General features: G+C 70.1%; 13 protein-coding genes. 7 read left to right on the top strand and 6 right to left on the bottom strand.

The window, feature by feature from the left end; all coding sequences use genetic code 11:
• Positions 1 to 2 precede the first annotated feature (2 nt).
• Entirely contained in the window at positions 3 to 536 is a 534-nt protein-coding gene (locus HS104_11105) for a hypothetical protein (GenBank protein ID MBE7480516.1), read from the bottom strand.
• Entirely contained in the window at positions 533 to 3,910 is a 3,378-nt protein-coding gene (locus tag HS104_11100) for a protein kinase (GenBank protein ID MBE7480515.1), read from the bottom strand. The genes HS104_11105 and HS104_11100 overlap by 4 nt, the downstream gene beginning before the upstream one ends.
• A gap of 180 nt (positions 3,911 to 4,090) precedes the next feature.
• On the opposite strand from HS104_11100, the gene HS104_11095 reads away from it, so the two are divergent.
• From HS104_11095 to HS104_11085, 3 genes are all read left to right on the top strand, one after another.
• Positions 4,091 to 5,110, top strand: a complete 1,020-nt coding sequence (locus HS104_11095) for a hypothetical protein (protein ID MBE7480514.1) — start codon at positions 4,091 to 4,093, stop codon at positions 5,108 to 5,110.
• 239 nt (positions 5,111 to 5,349) lie between these two features.
• Positions 5,350 to 6,750, top strand: a complete 1,401-nt coding sequence (gene gndA / locus HS104_11090) for an NADP-dependent phosphogluconate dehydrogenase (GenBank protein ID MBE7480513.1) — start codon at positions 5,350 to 5,352, stop codon at positions 6,748 to 6,750.
• Between the two features lie 43 nt (positions 6,751 to 6,793).
• The gene (locus HS104_11085) at positions 6,794 to 7,993 is read left to right on the top strand and encodes a hypothetical protein (GenBank protein ID MBE7480512.1); all 1,200 of its coding nucleotides are present in this window, start codon (positions 6,794 to 6,796) and stop codon (positions 7,991 to 7,993) included.
• 9 nt (positions 7,994 to 8,002) lie between these two features.
• Here the strand turns inward: HS104_11085 and HS104_11080 are convergent, their stop codons facing one another.
• On the bottom strand, positions 8,003 to 9,628 hold the full coding sequence (locus HS104_11080; GenBank protein ID MBE7480511.1) for a hypothetical protein: 1,626 nt from the start codon (positions 9,626 to 9,628) through the stop codon (positions 8,003 to 8,005).
• Between the two features lie 75 nt (positions 9,629 to 9,703).
• Entirely contained in the window at positions 9,704 to 11,332 is a 1,629-nt protein-coding gene (gene pruA / locus HS104_11075) for an L-glutamate gamma-semialdehyde dehydrogenase (GenBank protein ID MBE7480510.1), read from the bottom strand.
• Between the two features lie 104 nt (positions 11,333 to 11,436).
• Between pruA and HS104_11070 the strand changes: the two genes are divergently transcribed.
• Positions 11,437 to 12,879, top strand: a complete 1,443-nt coding sequence (locus HS104_11070; protein MBE7480509.1) for a hypothetical protein — start codon at positions 11,437 to 11,439, stop codon at positions 12,877 to 12,879.
• Positions 12,880 to 12,886: 7 nt separating this feature from the next.
• Here HS104_11070 and HS104_11065 read toward each other — a convergent pair whose 3' ends face one another.
• Positions 12,887 to 13,651, bottom strand: a complete 765-nt coding sequence (locus tag HS104_11065; protein MBE7480508.1) for a glucose 1-dehydrogenase — start codon at positions 13,649 to 13,651, stop codon at positions 12,887 to 12,889.
• 49 nt (positions 13,652 to 13,700) lie between these two features.
• On the opposite strand from HS104_11065, the gene hemH reads away from it, so the two are divergent.
• The 3 genes from hemH (at position 13,701) to HS104_11050 (ending at position 17,947) form a co-directional block, all read left to right on the top strand.
• Positions 13,701 to 14,597 (top strand): ferrochelatase, encoded by an 897-nt coding sequence (gene hemH, locus HS104_11060; GenBank protein MBE7480507.1) that lies wholly within the window; start codon positions 13,701 to 13,703, stop codon positions 14,595 to 14,597.
• Positions 14,598 to 14,676: 79 nt separating this feature from the next.
• On the top strand, positions 14,677 to 16,803 hold the full coding sequence (locus HS104_11055; GenBank protein MBE7480506.1) for a PD40 domain-containing protein: 2,127 nt from the start codon (positions 14,677 to 14,679) through the stop codon (positions 16,801 to 16,803).
• Positions 16,804 to 16,879: 76 nt separating this feature from the next.
• On the top strand, positions 16,880 to 17,947 hold the full coding sequence (locus HS104_11050; protein MBE7480505.1) for a hypothetical protein: 1,068 nt from the start codon (positions 16,880 to 16,882) through the stop codon (positions 17,945 to 17,947).
• A gap of 231 nt (positions 17,948 to 18,178) precedes the next feature.
• Here HS104_11050 and HS104_11045 read toward each other — a convergent pair whose 3' ends face one another.
• A complete protein-coding gene (locus HS104_11045) occupies positions 18,179 to 18,853 on the bottom strand; it encodes a hypothetical protein (GenBank protein MBE7480504.1) in 675 nt (224 codons plus the stop codon).
• Between the last annotated feature and the right edge of the window lie 371 nt (positions 18,854 to 19,224).

Genomic DNA, 19,224 nt, shown 5'->3' with positions numbered 1-19,224 from the left:
GCTCAGGGAGCCTCCGCGCGATTCACACGGCAGAGGCGCGCCACGAAACGCCCGCGCACGCTCTTGGCGGGACGCTCGGCGTCGCCGGGGAACTGGAAGTCGAGGTCGCCTTCGACGCTGCCGTGTGGCGAGAGCTCGAGGGAGCGGAGCGTGACGCCGCCACCGGGCGGCAAATCGTAGGCGCGGGTCCCGATGCGTACGCTCGGCAGCGCGTGCGCGCGCTCGGTCTGTCCGGTCCACGGGTAGTGCGCCGGGCGTGGCGGGTCGTTCCACGGGCTGGCGATCACGACGCTCACCAGGGGTCGGCCCGGGGGCGGGGTGACGTAGCCTTCGCAAGAAGTTGCGTAGCCTGCGAACGTGAGCCTGAGCTCGTGACGCGAATCCTTGAGCTCGACGTATTCGGCGAACGAAGCTTGGGGTGAGAACTCCAGGCGCTCCCCGGCCGCCGGCCCGACCTCGAGGTGAATGCTCGGGGCCGCCGGCCGGCTGCAGCCGAGCGCGAGGAGCGCGGCGACCAACGCGAGCCTCGCGCTCACGGACGTGCGCTCGCGGGCTCGGCGCGCGGGGTCCTGCCCAGCGGCCAGCTCGCACGCACGAGCTTCCGGCCGGCTTGTCCCAGGGCCTTGCGCACGTCGCTGATGTCAGGGCGAGCGCGCGCATCGCGGCGCAGGCATGCGGCGAGCACCACGCTGACGTCGGCGAGATCCGTCATCTTGCCGAGCGACACCAGCTTGTCGGGCCAGCCGTCGTGGGCGAGGTGAAGCGAGAGGATGGCGGTCTCGTCGGCGGCGTCGAAGAGCGGCTTGCCCGTCAGCACCTCGAACGCCATGCAGGCGAAGGCGTACACGTCGGCGGCGAGGGGGCTCGGGGCGTGTCCCTCGGCGACGATGCCGATCACCTCCGGGGAGCAGTACTCGAGCGTGCCGCAGCCCGGGCGCAGCTTGCGACCGCTCAGGCCGAAGTCCACGAGCACCGGAGTGTCGCCGTCACGTAAGATCACATTCGAAGGCTTCACGTCCAAGTGGCCGACGCCCACGCTGTGCATGGCCTCCAGGCCGGCCAAGATGCCGTCCAGGTAGGAGAACGCCCGCTCGACGGTCAGCGAGCGGCTGCGCACCAGCCGATCGAGGCCCACGCCGCGGATCAGCTCCATCACCAGGATGGGCTTCGGACGCGCCGCCATGTCGAAGGTGACGAAGCGCGCCAGGTTCTCGTGCTGCGGCAGGGACAAGAGCGCGCCGGCCTCGTCGCGGAAGAGTTGCATGAACTCCTGCTCGGACAGGCTGCGGGCCGTGGTGGGGTCGAACTGCGGCACCTTGAGCGCGAAGCTCTCGGCCTTGGCGTCGTGGCGCTCCTCGAGTCGGCGCGCGACGAACACCGAGCTGACGCCGCCGGCGCCCAGGGGCCTGACCACGTAGAAAGCGCCGAGGGTGCGGCGCGGCAGCAGCCAGTCCGGCAGCTCGGCGCGGCGCCGGCCGAGCGGGATCGCGACCACGTCCGCCGGCGCCACCGCCGGCAGCTCCGCGACCCGCGACAGCACACCGGCGACGGCGAGTGTGAGCGGGGTGGGCAGCTCGCGCAGGAGCTCCTCTCGCGCGGCCGCCAGCTGCTCGGCATTCGGCGGCACCGACGCGCTCACGGCGCGCTCGAGCAAGAGCGACAACGGAGCGACGTCCGCGATCACCTCCGCGGCATCGGGCTCCTGCTCGAGCACGCGTCGCCGCGCGCCGGAGAGCAGCATGCGCAGCGAGTCCAGGGCGTGCTCGATCTCCTCGATGGCCGAGCTGCCGGAGCTCTGCTCCACGATGTCCGAGAGCCCGCGCGCGGCTACCACCGCCTCGAGCGAGCGAGCCAGCCGGAGCACCGTCCCGCGCAGCGCCTCCGCGCGGTGCGAGCCCCCGGCGGCTAGGCCCACCGAGAGCCGGAGCACGCGCCGGGCCGCGGTGGCGAAGCCGGCGTGATCGGCCAGGTGCGCCGTCTCGGTGTCGTGGGTGCTCTCTGCCTGCGACTCTGCAGCGCCGCCCGGGTCGAGGAAGCTGGCGTAGGCGCCGAGCACGGTCTCCACGTCCTCGTTGGTGCTGGCCTCGCCGAGGGTCACGATGGAGTGCCGGTCGCCGAGCCGCTCGGCCACCAGCAGGAACACGTCGCTCGGTTCGGCGACACCCTCGCGCACCGCGGCGTCGCAAGCGCGGGCCAGCGTGGCGCACACGATGCGGTGCACAGAGGCGTCGGGCCCGGCGGCGACCCGTCGGACCAGCACGTCGAGGGCGCGACGGATCCGCTCGCGCAGGCGGGTGCTGGCCTCGTCCGTCTCGCCGTGCGCGGTCTCGGTGTCGACCAGGTGCAGGAGCGCGCGCAAGCGTCGCTGATTGCCCAGCGAGCCGAGGCGGGACCAGGCGGCGGCGATCTCACGCTCCTCGGCGTCGAGCAGCCAGCGGCCCAGAGCATCGAACGCGCGTTCCATTCCGGGCAGGCTCGCGTCCGCGTCGCCGGGGCGGCGGCCAAGCAGCAGGAGATCGGCGAGGCGATTCGACTCCAGTGCCCCGGCGTCCAGGTCGGCGAGCAGCGCGAGCGCCTCGGGCAACGCTTGCGGGTCGTGCGCGTCGAGCTCGAGCAAGCGCTCGAGCGCTGCCCGCGCCTCCGTTTCGGCTTCCGTGGCGTGATCGTGGGCGGCGCGAGCCCCGCGGGTCTCGAACGCGACCATCGCCCGACGCAGCGACTCCGCGAGCCCGCCGTCGCCCCGTTCTCGGTCCAGGCTCGCAAGCGTGCGCTCGGTGATCGCTCGCAGCGCCGGCGGATCGCTGTCGAGCTTGGAAGCCAGGACCGAGCGCAGCATGTCGGCAGCCCGGCCACCGAAGCGAGTCGGCCCGAGCTCCGCGAACAGCTGCGCCACGGCCTCCGCGACGTCTGGCCGGCGCGACGCGGCCAAGAGATCGAGAAGCTGCTCGGCGGCGTCCGGCTCGGTCTCGATGGCGGGGCCGAGGCCCCAGACCATGGTGGCCGCGATGCCCGGGTCCTTGCGCAGGATCTCGCTCCTGAGGAGCCGCTGGCAGGCCTTCAGGCCGCCGTTCGGATCGGCGGCCAGGGTCGCCACCAGCGAGACCGCGGCGCGGCGCCACTCGGTGGGCGACAGCGCCGGGTCGAGCGCCAGATCGATCTGCTCGCGCAGGCTCTGATCCACGCTGGCGAGTAGCCCGCGCGAGATCGCCGCGTGGCGCCAGACCAGGGGCTCGCGATCGGCGAGCAGGCGGCGTCGCACGGGCCGCACGATCTCGCCCCCGAGCAGCTCGCCCGGGAGCGGATCGCCTTGCTGGGAGCGCATCACCGCTTCCCGCGCCGCGCGCTCCAGGATGCGCGCTGCCATGCGCCGCGCCGGCAGCGCCGCGAACGACGGTCGCACCATCCAGCGCTCCGCGAGCTCGCGCCGGGTCGCCAAGGTCAGGGCCAGCGCGTCCCCGTCCACGTCCGAGCCGATGGGCACGTCGATGACGAGGCTGACTCGGGCGCGCATCGTGGCCGGCTCGAGCGCCTTGCCCGAGCCCAGAGCCATGCGCGTGGCGACAGCGGCAAAGGTCCCGGCCGTGCCCTCGTAGAGGCGGGTCAGCACCTTGCGCCCGAGCTCGCGGCGCTCGGCGCCCGTCGGCAGCGCCATCATCAGCTCGTAGAGCGCGACGGTCGCGGGCCCCGGCGCGATCCAGTCCAGATCCTCGAACAGCTTGGCTTCCAGGGCGACCTGGCAGGCCCGGGTCAGCGATTGCGGGTCGATTCCGTCCAGGGGCGGGGGCCCGGTGACCCGCATGTTCTGCCCCAGCGCGGCGATCGCCTGCCGGAAGCTCGCGGCCCGGTCCTGCGGATCGGTGAGCCGACCCACCGCCAGCAGGGCGGTGGCTGGGTTGATGCGGGCGCGCATCGAGTCCGCGCAGGATATCCCAGGGCGCGCGCAGAGGAAAAACGCGAGCCCGAGAACCCGAGTTCACGCGGAGGCCTGGGTCCGGGAGTGCACGCTACGGTCGAAGCACGCGAAAAATTCCCCGAATTGTTCTTGGCCCGGTCCTTGAAAGAGGTGCCGGCGAGCTGGGAGCAAAGAAAAATGACCAAGTGGTTCAATCGCGGGTTCTGGAAGTTGGGCGCATGGGTGGCGGCGGCTGCGATCGGGCAGGGCTGCGTGCTGAAGCAGGAGGAGGACGTCTCCAAGTTCCAGCAGGCCATCCCCCAGGCAGACCACGTCAAAGTCGCCGGTCCCGAGGACGCGCAGGGCAGCGGTAGCTCCGGCGGCCAGAGCATCCAGGGGGACGAGCCCTGGGCCAACGGGCCTTGGGCCAAGTACTACGGGTTCACTCGGCAGGTCCGCAAGGGCGTGAACCAGGTCGCCGGCGTCGTGCTCGGCAGCGTGTGGATCATCGTACACACGCACCCGACCTCGGTAGACGACCACGAGGCCACCTGGGGCCCCTGGACGGACTCGCTGGAACCGGTGACCTACCGCTTCCGCGTCACCGAGGTCGGCCAGAAGGAGTACGAGTATCGCCTCGAAGGCCGCCCCAAGGGCTCGAACAGCGACGCGGACTACAAGACCATCCTGCTCGGCAAGGGCTGGGGCAAGGGCCACTCGAGCCACGGCGACGGCTACTTCACCATCGATCTGGACGTCGCCCACGAGCTCGACCCGTTCACCGCGGACGGCGAGACCGGCAAGATCAAGATCACCCACGACCTGCCGCCGGACATCACCTCGAACCTGTTCTCGCAGCCGCGCACCATCACGGCGGAGGTCACCCCGACCCACACCGAGGAGTGGTTCACGGTGACGAGCAAGAGCGCCGCCGACGGCACCGGGACGCTGAAGGTCGACGCCTTCGCCGACGCCGACGACAGCAACATGACGGAGCCGGAGGACATCTCGATCCTGAGCCAGTGGAACGGCACCGGCGCCGGCCGCGCCGACATCACCATCACCGGCGGCGACGTCCCGGCCGATCCGGGCAAGGTCACTGCCGTCGAGTGCTGGGGCTCGGACTTCTACCGGGTCTACTACAGTGACTCGATCAACTGGGAGACGTCTGAAGGCGACCCGGCCGCATGCGCCTACCAGAGCGCGCCGGAGATCTGAGCGCACTCACTCTGCCGCGGCCGCCGGGACGCTCAGAAAACCGCCAAGACCCCAAGTTCGCCAAGTTCGCCAAGTCAGAAATTCTTGAATCTCGGAATTCTCGAATCTCAGAATCCTCGGATTTGTGAGCTCTTGGCGAACTTGGCGTTCCTTCTGGCGCCTTGGCGGTTCTCTGGTGACCCCGAAGCCCTCGTGAAAGGGTGTTTCCGTACGCCAGATCCCCGCTACCATTCCGCGCCATGCAGCAGATCGGCTTGGTGGGGTTGGCGGTGATGGGGGAGAACCTGGCCCTCAACATCGAGGAGAAGGGGTTTCCCATCGCGGTCTTCAACCGCAGCACCGACAAGGTGGACGCCTTCCTCGCGGCGAACCCGGGCAAGAAGATCGTCGGCGCGAAGTCGCCGGCGGAGCTCTGCGCTGCGCTCAGCCGGCCGCGCAAGATCGTGATGATGGTCAAGGCGGGCAAACCCGTGGACGACACCATCGCAAGCCTGACTCCGCACCTCGAGCCCGGCGACATGCTGATCGACGGCGGCAACGAGTACTTCACCAACACCGAGCGCCGCAGCAAGGAGCTCGACGCCCGGGGCTTCCGCTTCGTGGGCATGGGCGTGTCAGGCGGCGAGGAAGGCGCGCGGCACGGCCCTTCGCTGATGCCCGGCGGGCCGAAGAGCGCGTATGAAGAGCTCGCGCCCATCCTGACCAAGATCGCCGCTCAGGTGGACGACGGCCCGTGCGTGGACTGGATGGGGCCGGGCGGCGCGGGCCACTACGTGAAGATGGTCCACAACGGCATCGAGTACGGCGACATGCAGCTCATCGCCGAGGCCTACGACGTCCTGAAGACGCTGGGTGGCATGAGCAACGAGCAGCTCGGGGAGCTGTTCGCGGAGTGGAACCGTGGCGAGCTCGAGTCGTTCCTGATCGAGATCACCAGCAAGATCTTTCGCAAGAAAGACGCGCTCGCCGACGGCTTCCTGGTGGACAAGATCGTGGACGCCACGGGCATGAAGGGCACCGGCAAGTGGACGGTGCAGCAGGCCGCCGAGCTCGGCTCGCCCATCCCGACCATAGCCAGCTCCGTGGAGGCCCGAATGCTCTCGGCCATGAAGGCCGACCGCGTGGCGGCTTCGAAGGCCATCGAGGGCCGCACCATCGCGAGCGGCAAGGTCGATCCGAAAACGCTCGCCGAGGACGTGCGCCACGCGCTCTACGCCGCCAAGGTGCAGAGCTACGCCCAGGGGATGAACCTGCTCCGGCGCGCCTCAGGCGAGTACGGCTGGGGCCTGCGCCTCGGGGCAATCGCCCGCATCTGGAAGGGTGGCTGCATCATCCGTGCGCGCTTCCTCGATCGCATCAAGCGCGCCTACGACCGAAACGCCGAGCTGCCGAGCCTGCTCGTGGACGCAGAGTTCGCCAAGGAGCTCGCCGAGCGCCAGCCCGCCTGGCGCCGGGTGGTGTCGCTGGCCGTCCAGTCCGGCGTACCGGTGCCGACCTTCTCGGGATCGCTCGCCTACTTCGACGGCTACCGGCGCGAGCGCCTGCCGGCGAACCTGCTCCAGGCCCAGCGGGACTTCTTCGGCGCCCACACCTACGCACGGGTCGATCGCGAGGGCTCCTTCCACACCGAGTGGGAGTGAGGCCCTGGCCGGTTTCACGCGCGTGTATTAGGCATCTCCGAACATGAACGACGACAGCGCCGCGCTCGACCGAGCCCGCGAGCACTGCTTCCTGTCCGGGGTGGGGGACGTGGGCGAGCAGCTGTGCGGGGCCAACATGCCCTTCGGCATCGCCAAGATCCAGGAGGTGCAGCGCCAGCTGGGCCTGCCCATGGACGCGAGCTTCACCGGCGCGCCGGACGCCACCGTCACGCGCAACACCGGGCGCTGGGGCCAAGGCTTCGGCTACGGCGGGCGCATCCAGTGGAGCGGCGACTTCGCGGTGCTCGACATCAAGAGCAACCACTGCGGCATGATCGCCGTCGCGCTCCACGACCGGCCGCCGCCCGCCGAGATCGAGGCGCGCGCGAAGAAGCTCGAGAAGGAGCCGCTGGTCGTCGACGGCGTCGAGGTCGAGTTCGACCTGACCGAGGGCAACCACTTTCTGGACATCTGCGAGGTGCGCGAGCGCTACACGGACGACGCGCCCAAGGCCGACACGCTCGCCATCATCCACTCGTCCGGGCACGAGCACCGCGAGCGCTCGCCGAAGGGGCCGGGCATCTACTGGGACGCCAGCGAGGAGCTCCAGAAGATGATGGAGACGCGCCAGACGCCTTGGGGGCCGGTGCACGTGCTCACGGGCGCGAAGGCGACCGACTTCTACGCGGCCTACACCTGGTGCCAGGACTTCAGCCTGCGGCGCCGGGAGGCCCTGGCCCGGGCGCTGCTCGGACCTCTGGACGTGATCGTGAACCGCACGCACCAGGGGCAGCTCGCGATGAACGACGCCATCCTCGGCTGCTACTGCTTCGACGACGAAGATCTGGCCTCCGGGCAGCTCTTCCCGCTGACGCTGGGACCGGAGCTGCCCGCGTATCTCGTGCGCCCGCGGCCGAACTTCGACGACGCGGCGCTCGGGGAGACCGGCTTCCGCCCGCGCGCGGAGCGGCTCGGGCTGGTGGAGCGCCTGAGCCGAGCGAACCTCCTGCCGCACGGCGGCGGCTACGCCTACTCGCAGTACCAGCGGGTGAAGGGCGTCGTGCAAGACGGTGCAAGCCGCGCATTCGAGCTCGAGAAGCCCGATGGAGGAGTCGATCTGGTCAGCGACGTGCGCGGCGCCGCCTACGGCTACCGCGGCGACGAGGTGCGACAGCGCATGCTGGACCTCCGCTTGGGCGAGCCGGTGGTCAAGACGGAGATCACGTATATTCTTCGCGTGTGAGGCGCCCGCTCACCCGCCTGCGTTGCACGAGCCGGCGCTGCAGGTCCCACCTTCGCAGGCGTTGCCGCAGGCGCCGCAGTTCTGCGGATCGGTCTGGAAGTTGACGCACTTCACCACGCTCGAGCCGGCGTCGCTGGCCGCCGCGTCGCCTGCATCCGTGCCGGCGTCAGCGGCGGTCCCGCCGCAGGCGTTGAGCCCGGTGCCACAGGCGCAGACACCGGCGTTGCACGCGCCGCCCGGGCCGCACTTGTTGTTGCAGGCACCGCAGTTGGCCGGGCTCTTCTGCACGTTGGTGCAGACCGCGGGCGTACCGCACTCGAGGTCGCCGGCGGGGCAGGCGCACACGCCGGCGTTGCACTCGCGGCCGCCGGTGCAGGTCACGCCGCAGGTGCCGCAGTTCGACTCGTTGGTCTGCAAGTTCACGCAGGCTCCGTTGCAGTCCGTGGTACCGGTGGGACAGCTCGCCGCGCAGGCGCTGGCCGCGCAGACCTGAGCGCTGGAGCAGGTGGTGCCACAGGCGCCGCAGTGGCTCGGGTTGTTCGTGAGGTCCACGCACAGGCCGCTGCACAGCGTGGTGCCGCCGGGGCAGGCGCAGGTGCCACTGTTGCAGACCTGGCCGCCGGTGCAGACGTTGCCGCAGCTGCCGCAGTTCGCGGGGTCGACCTGGAGCTTCGCGCAGGTGCCGCCGCACAGCGTCTGCTGGGTCGGGCAGCCCTGGTTGGTGCAGGTGCCGTTGACGCAAGCTTCGCCAGCGCCGCACTTGTTGTTGCAGGCGCCGCAGTGCTGGAAGCTGATGGTGGTGTCCGCGCACTGGTTGCCGCAAGCCAGCGTGCCGGCCGGGCAAGCGCAGGCGCCGTTGATGCAGGTCAGGCCGTTGCCGCAGGCCGTGCCGCAGGCGCCGCAGTTCTGCGCGTCGCTCTTGGTGTCCACGCAGCTTCCGGCGCAGAGCTGGAGCGGCGCGGTGCAGCCCGCAGCGCAGGTGCCGGCGTTGCAGACCTGGTTCGCGCCGCAGGCGGTGCCGCAGGCGCCGCAGTGGGTCGGGCTCGTGGCTGTGTTCACGCAGGTGCCGCTGCAGTCAGTCTGGCCGGCGTCGCACACGCAGGCCGCGTTGCTGCAGATCTTGCCACCCGCGCAGGCGGTGCCGCAGGCGCCGCAGTGGTTCGCGTCGCTGCCGGTGTCCACGCAGCTCGAGCCGCACTTGGTCAGCTGACCGCTGCACACGGTGTCGCAGAGGCCGAGGTTGCAGACCTGGGTGCTGGTGCACGCCGTGCCGCAGGCGCCGCAGTTGGCGGCGTCGGTCTGGAGGTTGACGCAGCTCGTGCCGCACAGCGTCTCGGGGCTCTGGCAGGTCGGCGGTCCGCCGTCGCCGGCGTCGCCCGCGTCGCTCCCCGCCACGCCGCCGGAGCCCGCCGTGCCGCCGGTCGAGCCGCCGGAGCCCGCCGTGCCGCCGGTCGAGCCGCCGGAGCCTGCCGTGCCGCCGGAGCCGCCGGTGGTGCCGTCGCTGCCGGCGTCCTTCTTGCCCCCGCTTCCGCCGCCGCCCTCGTCGTCGTCACCGCACTGGGTCTGCGCCAGCGCGAGCACACCGACCGTGAACAGCATCGTGAGCGTGCGAGCGGGTCGAAGCATGGACTTCATGGGGGCCCTCCGGAAAACCCGAGGGTAGCGTCGGTGCGTCTCGGATTGCAACGGGTGAGACACCCGCCCACAAGCTCAGTCCTTGGCCAGGAACGGGTAGCGCCAGCTGGTCGGAGGGGCGAAGGTCTCTTTGATCGTGCGCGGGGAGATCCAGCGGATCAGGTTCCAGAGCGAGCCGGCCTTGTCGTTCGTGCCGGAGGCGCGCGCGCCGCCGAAGGGTTGCTGACCGACCACGGCGCCGGTCGGCTTGTCGTTGACGTAGAAGTTGCCGGCGGCGTTGCGGAGCCGCTCCGACGCCTTGCTCACGAAGGCGCGGTCTTGCGCGAACACGGCGCCCGTCAGCGCGTAGGGCGAGGTCTCGTCGCAGAGCGAGAGCGCGTCGTCCAGCTTGCCCGCGTCGTACACGTACCAGGTGAGCACTGGACCGAAGATCTCCTCGCGCATCAGCCTGGACTTCGGGTCCGGAGTCTCCACCAGGGTCGGCTGGATGAAATAGCCGACCTTGTCGTCGTAGCTGCCACCCGCCAGGATCTTCGAGCCGTCGCCGCGCGCGTGCTCGATGTAGCTGACGTGATCGCGGTACGCGCTCTGGTCGATGACGGCGCCCATGAAGTTCGAGAAGTCCCGGATGTCCCCCACGCTGAGTTCGCGGATCATCGCCACCACGCGCTCGCGGACGTCGTCGGCGATGCTGCTCGGCAGGTAGACGCGGGAGGCCGCGCTGCACTTCTGCCCCTGGAATTCGAAGGCGCCGCGCACGATGGCCACCGCCAGGGCCTGCCGATCGGCGCTCTCGTGGGCGAAGATGAAGTCCTTGCCGCCGGTCTCGCCGACCAGGCGCGGATAGGTGCGGTAGCTCCCGATGCGTTCCCCGATGCTCTTCCACATGCCCTGGAAGACGCCGGTCGAGCCGGTGAAGTGCACGCCCGCCAGGTGCGGGCTCTCCAGCACGGCGTTGCCCACTTGCCCGCCGGAGCCGTAGACCAGGTTGATCACTCCGGGAGGCAGCCCGGCTTCGAGCAGGAGCTGCATGATGAAGTGCGCGGAGTAGACCGCGGTCGACGCGGGCTTCCACACCGCGGTGTTGCCCAGGATGGCCGGGGCGGTGGGCAGGTTGCCGGCGATGGACGTGAAGTTGAAGGGCGTCACCGCGAACACGAAGCCCTCGAGGGGCCGCGCGTCCCCCTGATTCCACATGCCCGGGCCGGAGAGCGGCTGCTCCGCCAGGATGCGCTCTGCGAAGTGGACGTTGAAGCGGAAGAAGTCGATCAGCTCGCAGGCCGCGTCGATCTCCGCCTGATGTGCCGTCTTGCTCTGCCCCAGCATGGTGGCGGCGTTCAGGATCGGGCGGTACTTCCCGGCCAGGAGCTCGGCGGCCTTGAGGAAGATCGCCGCGCGGGCGCCCTGCGACATGCGCGCCCAGTCGTGCTGCGCGTCCACCGCGGCCCGGATCGCCGCCTGCACCTCGGCCGGCCCCGCCATGTGATGGCGGCCGAGCACGTGCGCGTGAGCGTGGGGCATCACGGCGCTGCCCTGCTTGCCGGTCCGCACCTCTTTGCCGGCGATGATCAGCGGGATGTCGAGCTCGCTCGAGGCCAACCGCGACAGCTCGGCTTTGAGCGCCGCGCGCTCGGCCGTGCCCGGCGCGTAGCTCAGCACGGGCTCGTTGACGGGGGGTGGCGCGTGGCTCAGGGCGTTCAGCATGCGCGGCAGGGTAGACCAGATCCGGCGCGGTGTGAGCCGCCGGCAATCGTTGCGGACGCCGCTCCCCGCGAGCCGCGTCACCTCTGGTGTATGCTGCGCGCCGAATGAGACTCCGCGTGCTGTGGCTGCCGGCGCTGCTCGTCTGGGCGTGCTCGAGCACTGCGCGCAACCATGGCAGCTCCACGGGGGGTGCGGCGGGCACGGCCGGGGCGGGCGGCCAAGCCGGCAGCGCCGGAAGCGCGGGCTCGGACGCAGGCCCTGACGCGGGGTCGGGGAGCCCGACTCTGACGGAGCTCCACGTCATTCCCGGCGGCGCGGGCCATCACGTCACCGACGTGGCCATCAGCCCGACGAACGCTCACGTCTTCGTGGTCGGTTACGGCTCCGTGGCGCCCGGCTACGAGAGCTTCGTCGCCGAGGTCGCGCCGGGACAGGCCGAGGAGCTGCCGCGCCGCCATTTCCCGTCCAGCGGCGAAGCGTACGCGGAAGGCGTGGTCGTGGGCGGCACCGGATCCCTGTTCCTGTCCGGGTTCTTCGTGAAGGACGTGAAGATCGGCGACGCGTCCTTCACGGAGGCCGCAGGCTGGGGCGGCGTAGTCGCGCGCCTGATACCGGGCCCGGCTGGCGATCAGGTCGACGGACTGTCCATCATCGGAAACGGAAACCAGTCGTTCTGGGGCAACGCCCGCTTCGGCTCCGGCAGCGTCAGCGTGGGCATCGTGGTGAGCGGGACACAGCTGCACGCGCAGACCGTGAACGCTGACGCAGCTGGCGACGCCCTCGTGTCGCTCGAGTGGAGCGGCCCGGGCAAGCACGCGGTCTTCGCCGGGAGCGGCGCGCAGCGCTTCTTCGACGTCGCCACCGACTCGGTCCCGAAGATCTACGCCGCCGGTGAGTCTGCGGGCTTCGGCGACCCGCTCCTGGTCTTGGGCTCCGGCGCAGCGCTGCAGCTGGCCACCGTGGTGGCCTATGACTCGAACCTCGATCTGGAGTGGGCTCGCGCCATCGGCAGCGCCGGTGACGACGCCTTCTTCGACGTCGCGACGAATCCGACCGGCAACCAGGTGGTCGCCGTCGGGGTCGCCAAGGGCCAGGTCGACGTCGGCAAGGGCTCTCCGCTTCCCAACGAGGGCGGCGAAGACGTGCTGATCGCGCAGCTCGACGGCAAGGGTGAGCTGAAGTGGGCGCGCACGTTCGGGGGTGGGGCCGACGACCGCGCCTACGCGGTCGCCGTCGACAGCACGGGGGACGTCTGGGTGGGCGGGAGCATGAAGAGCGTCAGCATCGACTTCGGCACCGGCCCACTCACCAAGCAGGGCCTCGAAGACGGCTTCATCGTGCGCCTGGATTCGAGCGGCATGGTGCGCTTCGCGACGCTTTTCGGCGGCAGCGGCGCCGACAGCATCAGCGCGCTCGGCGCCACCGCCGGCCGCGTGGTTGCCGTCGGGAAGTTCGAGAAGAAGTTCGACTTCCTGAGCACGGAGATCGCCCCGGTCAGCACGAATCCGGGAGTCTTCGACTTCGCCGTGCTGGACCTCACCCCTTGAGGCAAGCTCAGAAGGCCGTGAAGCCGCCGTCGACGCACAGCGTCTGACCGGTCACGAACGACGCCGCGTCGCTGGCCAGGAACAGCGCTGCCGAGGCGATCTCCTCGGGGCGCCCGACTCGACCCAGGGCGGTGTGGCGGTTCGCGTGCTCCAGCATCTCGGGGCTCGCCAGGATGGCCGCCGCGAGCCGGGTCTCGACCAGCCCGGGCGCGATGGCGTTGACGCGCACCCCGCTCTGGCCGAGCTCGAAGGCGAGGGTCTGCGTCATGCTGACGAGCGCCGCCTTGGTCATGCCGTAGACGCCCTGGAGCGGCGCCGCGCGCAGGCCCGCCACGCTGGTGATGGTGACGATGGAGCCCGTGCCCTTGCGATCGATCACGTGCTGGGCGAATGCGCGGCTGGTCTCGAAGGCGCCGCGCAGGTTCACCTCGAAGGTCTTCTCGTAGGCGCCGGGATCGATGTTCACCATGGGGCCGAAGTAGGGGTTGGTGCCGGCACAGTTCACCAGCACGTCGGCGCGACCGAAGCGCTCCACGGTCTCCCGTACCAGGGCGTGGCACTGGTCGGTGTTGCCGACGTGAGCGGCCACGGCGTGCACCTCGCTGCCGCCTTCGCGGAGCTGGGCCGCCACGGCCTGCACGCCGTCGAGCTTGCGCGACGAGAGCACCAAGTTGGCGCCGGCGCCAGCGAAGGCGCGGGCGATGGCCTCGCCAATGCCCCGGCTCGCGCCGCTGACGATGGCAACCTTGTCCTTCAAGTGAATGAGCGACATGGCCGAGAGGTGTACACCTTCTCTGCCGAGCGTCCTATGCTCGAGTCCGATGCCGATTGGACCCCACGACGGCGTGCTCCTGGTGGCGCACGGCACGGTGACCGACCTCGACGACCTGCCGGCGTTCCTGCAACAGATCCGCCGCGGCCGGCCGGCTTCGCCGGAGCTCTGCGCCGAGATCCGCCACCGCTACGAGGTCATCGGTGGCTCGCCGCTGCTCGACATCACCCGGGCGCAGGCCTCGGCGTTGTCGAAGCGGCTCGACGCGCCGGTGCTGGTCGGGATGCGGCTCTGGCGCCCCACCGTCGAAGACGTGCTGCGCGGCATCGGCGGGCTCCGGCTTCGGCGCCTGTGCGTGCTGCCGCTGGCGCCGTTCTCGGTGCACGTCTACTGGGAGGCCGCCCAGGCCTCACTCGCGTCAGTGCGCGCCGAGCTCGGACCCAACGCGCCGGAGCTCGTGCCCACGGAGCCGTGGGGCACGGAGCCCGCGCTGGTCGAAGGCTTCGCGGCGGCGATCCGCTCGGTGTTGGGCGAGGACGGCAAGCGGACCGCGGTCGTGCTCACGGCCCACAGCTTGCCGACCCGCGCCATCCGTGAGGGGGATCCGTACGAAGCCCAGTTCCGCGCCTGCGCGACGGCTGTGAGCGAGCGCCTGGGTCGCGACACGGTCGTGGCGTTCCAGAGCCAGGGCGCCGACGGCGGCGACTGGCTGGGGCCGGATCTGAAGAGCGTGCTCGAGCTGGAAAAGGCGTCTGGAGCCGAGCGCGTCGTGCTCTCGCCGATCGGCTTTCCCGCCGAGCACGTCGAGACGCTCTACGACCTGGACGTCGAGGCGGCGGGCTGGGCCCGAGAGCTCGGGCTCGAGCTCACGCGGGTGCGCGCTCTGAACGACGACCCCAGCTTGGTGTCAGCGCTGGAGAGCGTGGTGCGCCGCGCATTCGGCTGAGGCGGAAAATTCCAGGCTGACCCAGCGCGCGCAAATTCGCGCAATTGTACCGGAGGGCGCGTGTCCGTAGCATGTGGCCATGTCCCTCTCGAAGCGCAGCATCTTTGCGGTCGCTCTGGTTTGCTTCGGCGTCGCGCACGCCTGCGGCGGTGACGAAGGGGGAGGGGTCGCGGGAAACACCGGTGGCTCGGTCGGCACCGGCGGCAGCAGCGCGTCCGGTGGCGGCGGCACGGGCGCCGACTCCGGCTTGATCTTCGACGGACCCCAGAGCGAGATCGAGTCGCTCAGCGTCGAGCCGGCGAGCGCGATCATCGACGTCTTGAACGGCACCAGCACGCCAGCGCAGTTCAAGGCCGTGGGCAAGCTCAAGGGCGGCGGCACCACCGCCGTCAGCGCGACCTGGAGCTTCGACCGGCTCGACCTCGGGCTGATCTCGCCGGCAGCGAGCCTCAAGGCCCACGGCAACAAGGGCGGCTCCGGCACCGTCACTGCGACCTACGGCGCCCTCACCGCCACAGCCAGCGCGACCATCAACCTGAAGTTCGAGGACGACACCGCGAACCTGCCGCAGTCGGACAAGGACAAGTTCAAGACGCCGGACGCCAACCCGAGCGGCACGCTGCTCTACCCGTACGACCAGACGGTGTTCGCCCGGGGGATCCTGGCGCCCGAGCTGATGTGGAGCGGCGGCGGGGCGGGTGACAAGTACAAGCTGGAGATCGCCGACAAGTCCGTGACGCTGACGGCGTACTTCAGCGCCGATCCGCCCAGTCGCTTCAGCATGAAGAAGGAGTGGTGGACGGCGCTGACGGAGAGCAGCGACGGCTCGCCGGTGAGCGTCAAGGTCTCGCGCTTGGACGCTGCCGGCGCGGCCCATCAGGCCATGTCCCAGAGCTGGACCATCGCCCCCGGCAACCTGCGCGGCACCATCTACTACTGGGCGGTCAACACCGGCACGCTGATGAAGATCGCCCCGGGAGCGTCGAGCCCGGTGGCCGTGTTCGACCCGGGTCCCGCCAATCAGCTCGGCAGCCCCGCGCCCGCCAACTACAACGGCACGCAGCCGCCCTGGGAGTCCGGCGGCAACGGCAAGCGCTGCGTGGCCTGCCACACCGTGAGCAAGGACGGTTCGACGCTGGCCACCGTGTTCGAGAAGACGGGCTCGACCGCGAGCCCCTGGGGCACGATCGATCTCACGCAGAGCACGCCGCCCGTCGTGCAAATCAGCTCCTACACCTCGACCACGATCTACCTCGCGCTCTCGCCCGACGGCGCCTACGCGGTGCACAACGATCTGAACATGTCGATGCACCTGGCGAACGCCAAGACCGGGGCCGCGGTGGCGAGCGCCCTGGACGGCATCGCGGACAAGGTGTGCGATCCGGTGTTCTCCCCGGACGGGAAGCTCTTGGCGTTCTCCAGCAACGTGACCGGCGCCTACCCGGTGGAGTTCACCCGGGCGGACCTCGACGTGTTCGAGTTCGACCAGAACACGCTGACCTTCAGCAATCGGAAGAACATCGTGAACGGGGCCAACCTGGCCATCGCGTTCCCGAGCTTCTCCCCGGACTCGAAGTGGATCCTCTACCAGAAGGGCGACTACAGCCGGGCCAAGTACGGCGCCGGCAACAACCTGACCGGGCACAACAAGCTCTACATCGCGGACGTCGCCAAGCAGGTCGGCGAGATCGAGCTCTCGGCGGCGAGCGGCACGAGCCTGCCCGCCAAGGACCAGCTCCGGAGCTACCAGCCCACGGTCAACCCCGTCGCGGTCGGCGGCTACATCTGGGTCGTGTTCTTCAGCCCCCGCGACTACGGCAACCGCATGCAGTCCACGAGCGACTCCACCACGGAGAACAGGAAGCAGCTCTGGGTCTCGGCGGTGGACCTGAACCCCCAACCGGGGAAAGACCCGAGCCATCCGGCGTTCTGGCTGCCGGGACAAGATCTCAGCACCATCAACATGAGCGGGTACTGGGCGCTCGAGCCCTGCAAGCAGAACGGCCTCGAGTGCAACGAGGGCTACGAGTGCTGCACCGGCTTCTGCCGCGACCAGGGCGACGGCACCTTCAAGTGCGTGCCGCCCCCCACGAACCAGTGCGCCTTGGTCGGGGAGAAGTGCACCACGGTGGCGGACTGCTGCCTGCCGCCCGGCTCCAAGATCCAGTGTATCGGCGGCTTCTGTGCGCTGCCCGGTCCGGCCTGAAGGGGAGGGGCGGCGCCCTCCGCGCGTAGGACGACATGTGTCGCTGTGTGCGCCGATCCGGAGTAAGACGGACTCGATGAAGAAGAAGCCTACCCGGGTCGTTCCGCTCCGGCTCCGGCTCCTGGGCCTCTTCTGCGTGCTGGTGCTCGGTGTGGGCTGCCCGTGCGTGAAGGGTCCGGTGAACGCCAGCCCCGCCCTGCGCTGGTGGCTGTTCTCGAACTTCGGTGCCTCGAAGGTGTGTCCGGAGATGCTCAAGCGCGGCGCCCCGCTCAAGCTCACTCCCACCGGCAACACCATCGGACGCTTCTTCCCCACGCAGTGCACCCACGAGATCCATGACGACCGGAAGAGCATGACCCTGCACTTCGGCGGCACCGGCTTCGCGTGGACGCCGGTGGCGGGGCGGGTCGGTTTCGCCGTGAGCGCGTCCATCGAGTACCGCTTCGACTTCTTCATGGGCGAAGAGCACATCTACGTCTGGGCCAAGGATCCGCGCATCCTCAAGGGACCGGACTTCCAGGTCGGCTCGGTCGAGAACAAGGTGGTGAACTGGGGGCTCAAGACCCCCGCCGGTTGGATGGTCGATCAGTTCGGCTCGCAGATCGTCTCGAGCCAGCTGGCCAGCGGGTTCACGGTGTTGCACGGCGACGACGGCGACGACTTCACCCTGGGCATCCTGCAACCCCCGCAGAAGCCGAAGCGCCCGTTCGACACCTCTAAGGGCGATCGTTACGTCTTCGCCAACGAGACCACCGAGATCCGCGCCAACCAGATCGATTTCCTCGGCCCGTTCGAGGTCGCCGACGACGAGCAGGCGCTGTTCTTCCGCATGCGCGTGGACGGCCCCGCGGTGGAGGCGCTGCTCTTCCCGCGCGGCACGGGCGATCTGTGGCGCGAGGGGCTGCAGAAAGGCGCGGCCCTCGGGCCGCCGCCGGGGCCGCCGATCACCGGGTTTGCGCTGCCGCCGGGCGGCGAGACCAAGAAGCGCATCCCGGTGCGGAAGGGGCAGTATTACCTGATCGTCGACAACTCCGCGGTCGTTGGCCAGGTCACGCCGCCCTGGAACCCGCTGGCCGTCGTCGGTGGTGCCGCCGCGGTGGTTTCTTACAGCGCGGAGCTCGGCGACGACGACGACGAGTTCTGACTCGACTTTCGCCGTCTTGACATGAGCAGATCGCGATCTGCCACTGAGGTCGAGAACCCGCGAGAATGCCGGCGAACGCGCTTCGCGATACCCGGAGGGGTGGGCCGGCGCACTCCGTCGTCAGGTGGAGGTAGTCGCCGAGCGCTTCCTGAGCGGGTCTCGACGAGTACCGCGCAGCAGGCAGGCCCCGGTCGCAATCGCGGGGCGCGAAAGAGCGAAGCCGGACTCTGATCACGGCAAGAAGCGGTAGGTGAACGAGATCCAGGGCAGGAACGCGATCTCGGGCTCCTCCTCGGTGTCGAGCGGGCGCACCGCCGCGAGATCCAGCGACCAGGTGCGGTAGGGGAAGCGGAAGCCCGGCGCCACGACGATGCCGCTGAGCTCGCCGACCTCGCCGCCGAGCGGGACGGCGGTGTCCACCTCGAGCAACAGCGCCGCGCCGTCAGAGAGCCGCCAGATGGCGCCGACGCCGTTGACCATGAAGGTCGCCGGCCCGGCCAGCAGCATGTGGCTCGAGAGGCTCGCGCTCGATTCGCATTTCCGGTCGAGGCAGAGCTCGGCGACGCCGCCCACGCGACCGAGCACGAGGTTCGCGTCCTCGACGCCGAACAGCCCCGTCACCGAGCCGATGCCGGCGAGCCGGAGCGGCCCCTGGCGCAAGAACGCGCTCTTCAGGCTCAAGTCGAAGAAGTACAGCGTGTCCGGGCCCTCGGCGATGGGCGGGACGCCGGTGAGCGTGATCTGAGTGGTGTCGCTCACGGCGTAGCCCGCCTGAAGCAGCACGATCTCGCTGCTGCTGAAGTACAGCGTGCCCTCGGGATGCGTGTACGCGGTGGGCAGGAGCACGACCCGGTCGGCGTGCGCGTGTCCGATGCGCGCGGAGCGGCCGGTCGGCGCGGGGGGCAAAACCGGGGCGGGCGCCCAGCCGGGGGGCGGCGCGGAGTAGGCCGGGGCGCGGTAGGGCGGCGGCAGCGGCGCGGGCTCCGGGGCGGCCGGGGAGCTGCTCGGCTCGGGTGTAGCCGCCGGTTCGCTCGGCGGTGTAGCCGGCGGTTCGCCCGCTGGCTCGGGCGCGGGGATCGGCGCGGGCTGCGCATGAGCCGACGCGGTCGTCGCGGAGATCGCACAACAAAGGGCGATCACCCGAGAAATCAGCCGCGTCGTTACCTGCATTGGGTGCTCGGGGGTCGATGGTCAAGGTCCGCCCGAGCTGCTACTTTCGCTCATGTCGGGCCCGGTGTGGACTGGTTCCCGCCTTGCATTCACGTCGTGTTCCAACC

The sequence above is a fragment of the Polyangiaceae bacterium genome (genome assembly GCA_015075635.1).
Classification (GTDB): domain Bacteria; phylum Myxococcota_A; class Polyangia; order Polyangiales; family Polyangiaceae; genus JADJKB01.
The sequence above is the reverse complement of the archived record's forward strand: the minus strand, read 5'-3'. Positions and strand labels throughout refer to the sequence as shown.

Bases quoted from the DNA above. Each gene is read 5' to 3' on its own strand.
- HS104_11100 (MBE7480515.1), bottom strand. From the start codon at position 3,910: ATGCGCGCCCGCATCAACCCAGCCACCGCCCTGCTGGCGGTGGGTCGG.
- HS104_11095 (MBE7480514.1), top strand. From the start codon at position 4,091: ATGACCAAGTGGTTCAATCGCGGGTTCTGGAAGTTGGGCGCATGGGTG.
- gndA (MBE7480513.1), top strand. From the start codon at position 5,350: ATGCAGCAGATCGGCTTGGTGGGGTTGGCGGTGATGGGGGAGAACCTG.
- HS104_11085 (MBE7480512.1), top strand. From the start codon at position 6,794: ATGAACGACGACAGCGCCGCGCTCGACCGAGCCCGCGAGCACTGCTTC.
- HS104_11080 (MBE7480511.1), bottom strand. From the start codon at position 9,628: ATGAAGTCCATGCTTCGACCCGCTCGCACGCTCACGATGCTGTTCACG.
- pruA (MBE7480510.1), bottom strand. From the start codon at position 11,332: ATGCTGAACGCCCTGAGCCACGCGCCACCCCCCGTCAACGAGCCCGTG.
- HS104_11070 (MBE7480509.1), top strand. From the start codon at position 11,437: ATGAGACTCCGCGTGCTGTGGCTGCCGGCGCTGCTCGTCTGGGCGTGC.
- HS104_11065 (MBE7480508.1), bottom strand. From the start codon at position 13,651: ATGTCGCTCATTCACTTGAAGGACAAGGTTGCCATCGTCAGCGGCGCG.
- hemH (MBE7480507.1), top strand. From the start codon at position 13,701: ATGCCGATTGGACCCCACGACGGCGTGCTCCTGGTGGCGCACGGCACG.
- HS104_11055 (MBE7480506.1), top strand. From the start codon at position 14,677: ATGTCCCTCTCGAAGCGCAGCATCTTTGCGGTCGCTCTGGTTTGCTTC.
- HS104_11050 (MBE7480505.1), top strand. From the start codon at position 16,880: ATGAAGAAGAAGCCTACCCGGGTCGTTCCGCTCCGGCTCCGGCTCCTG.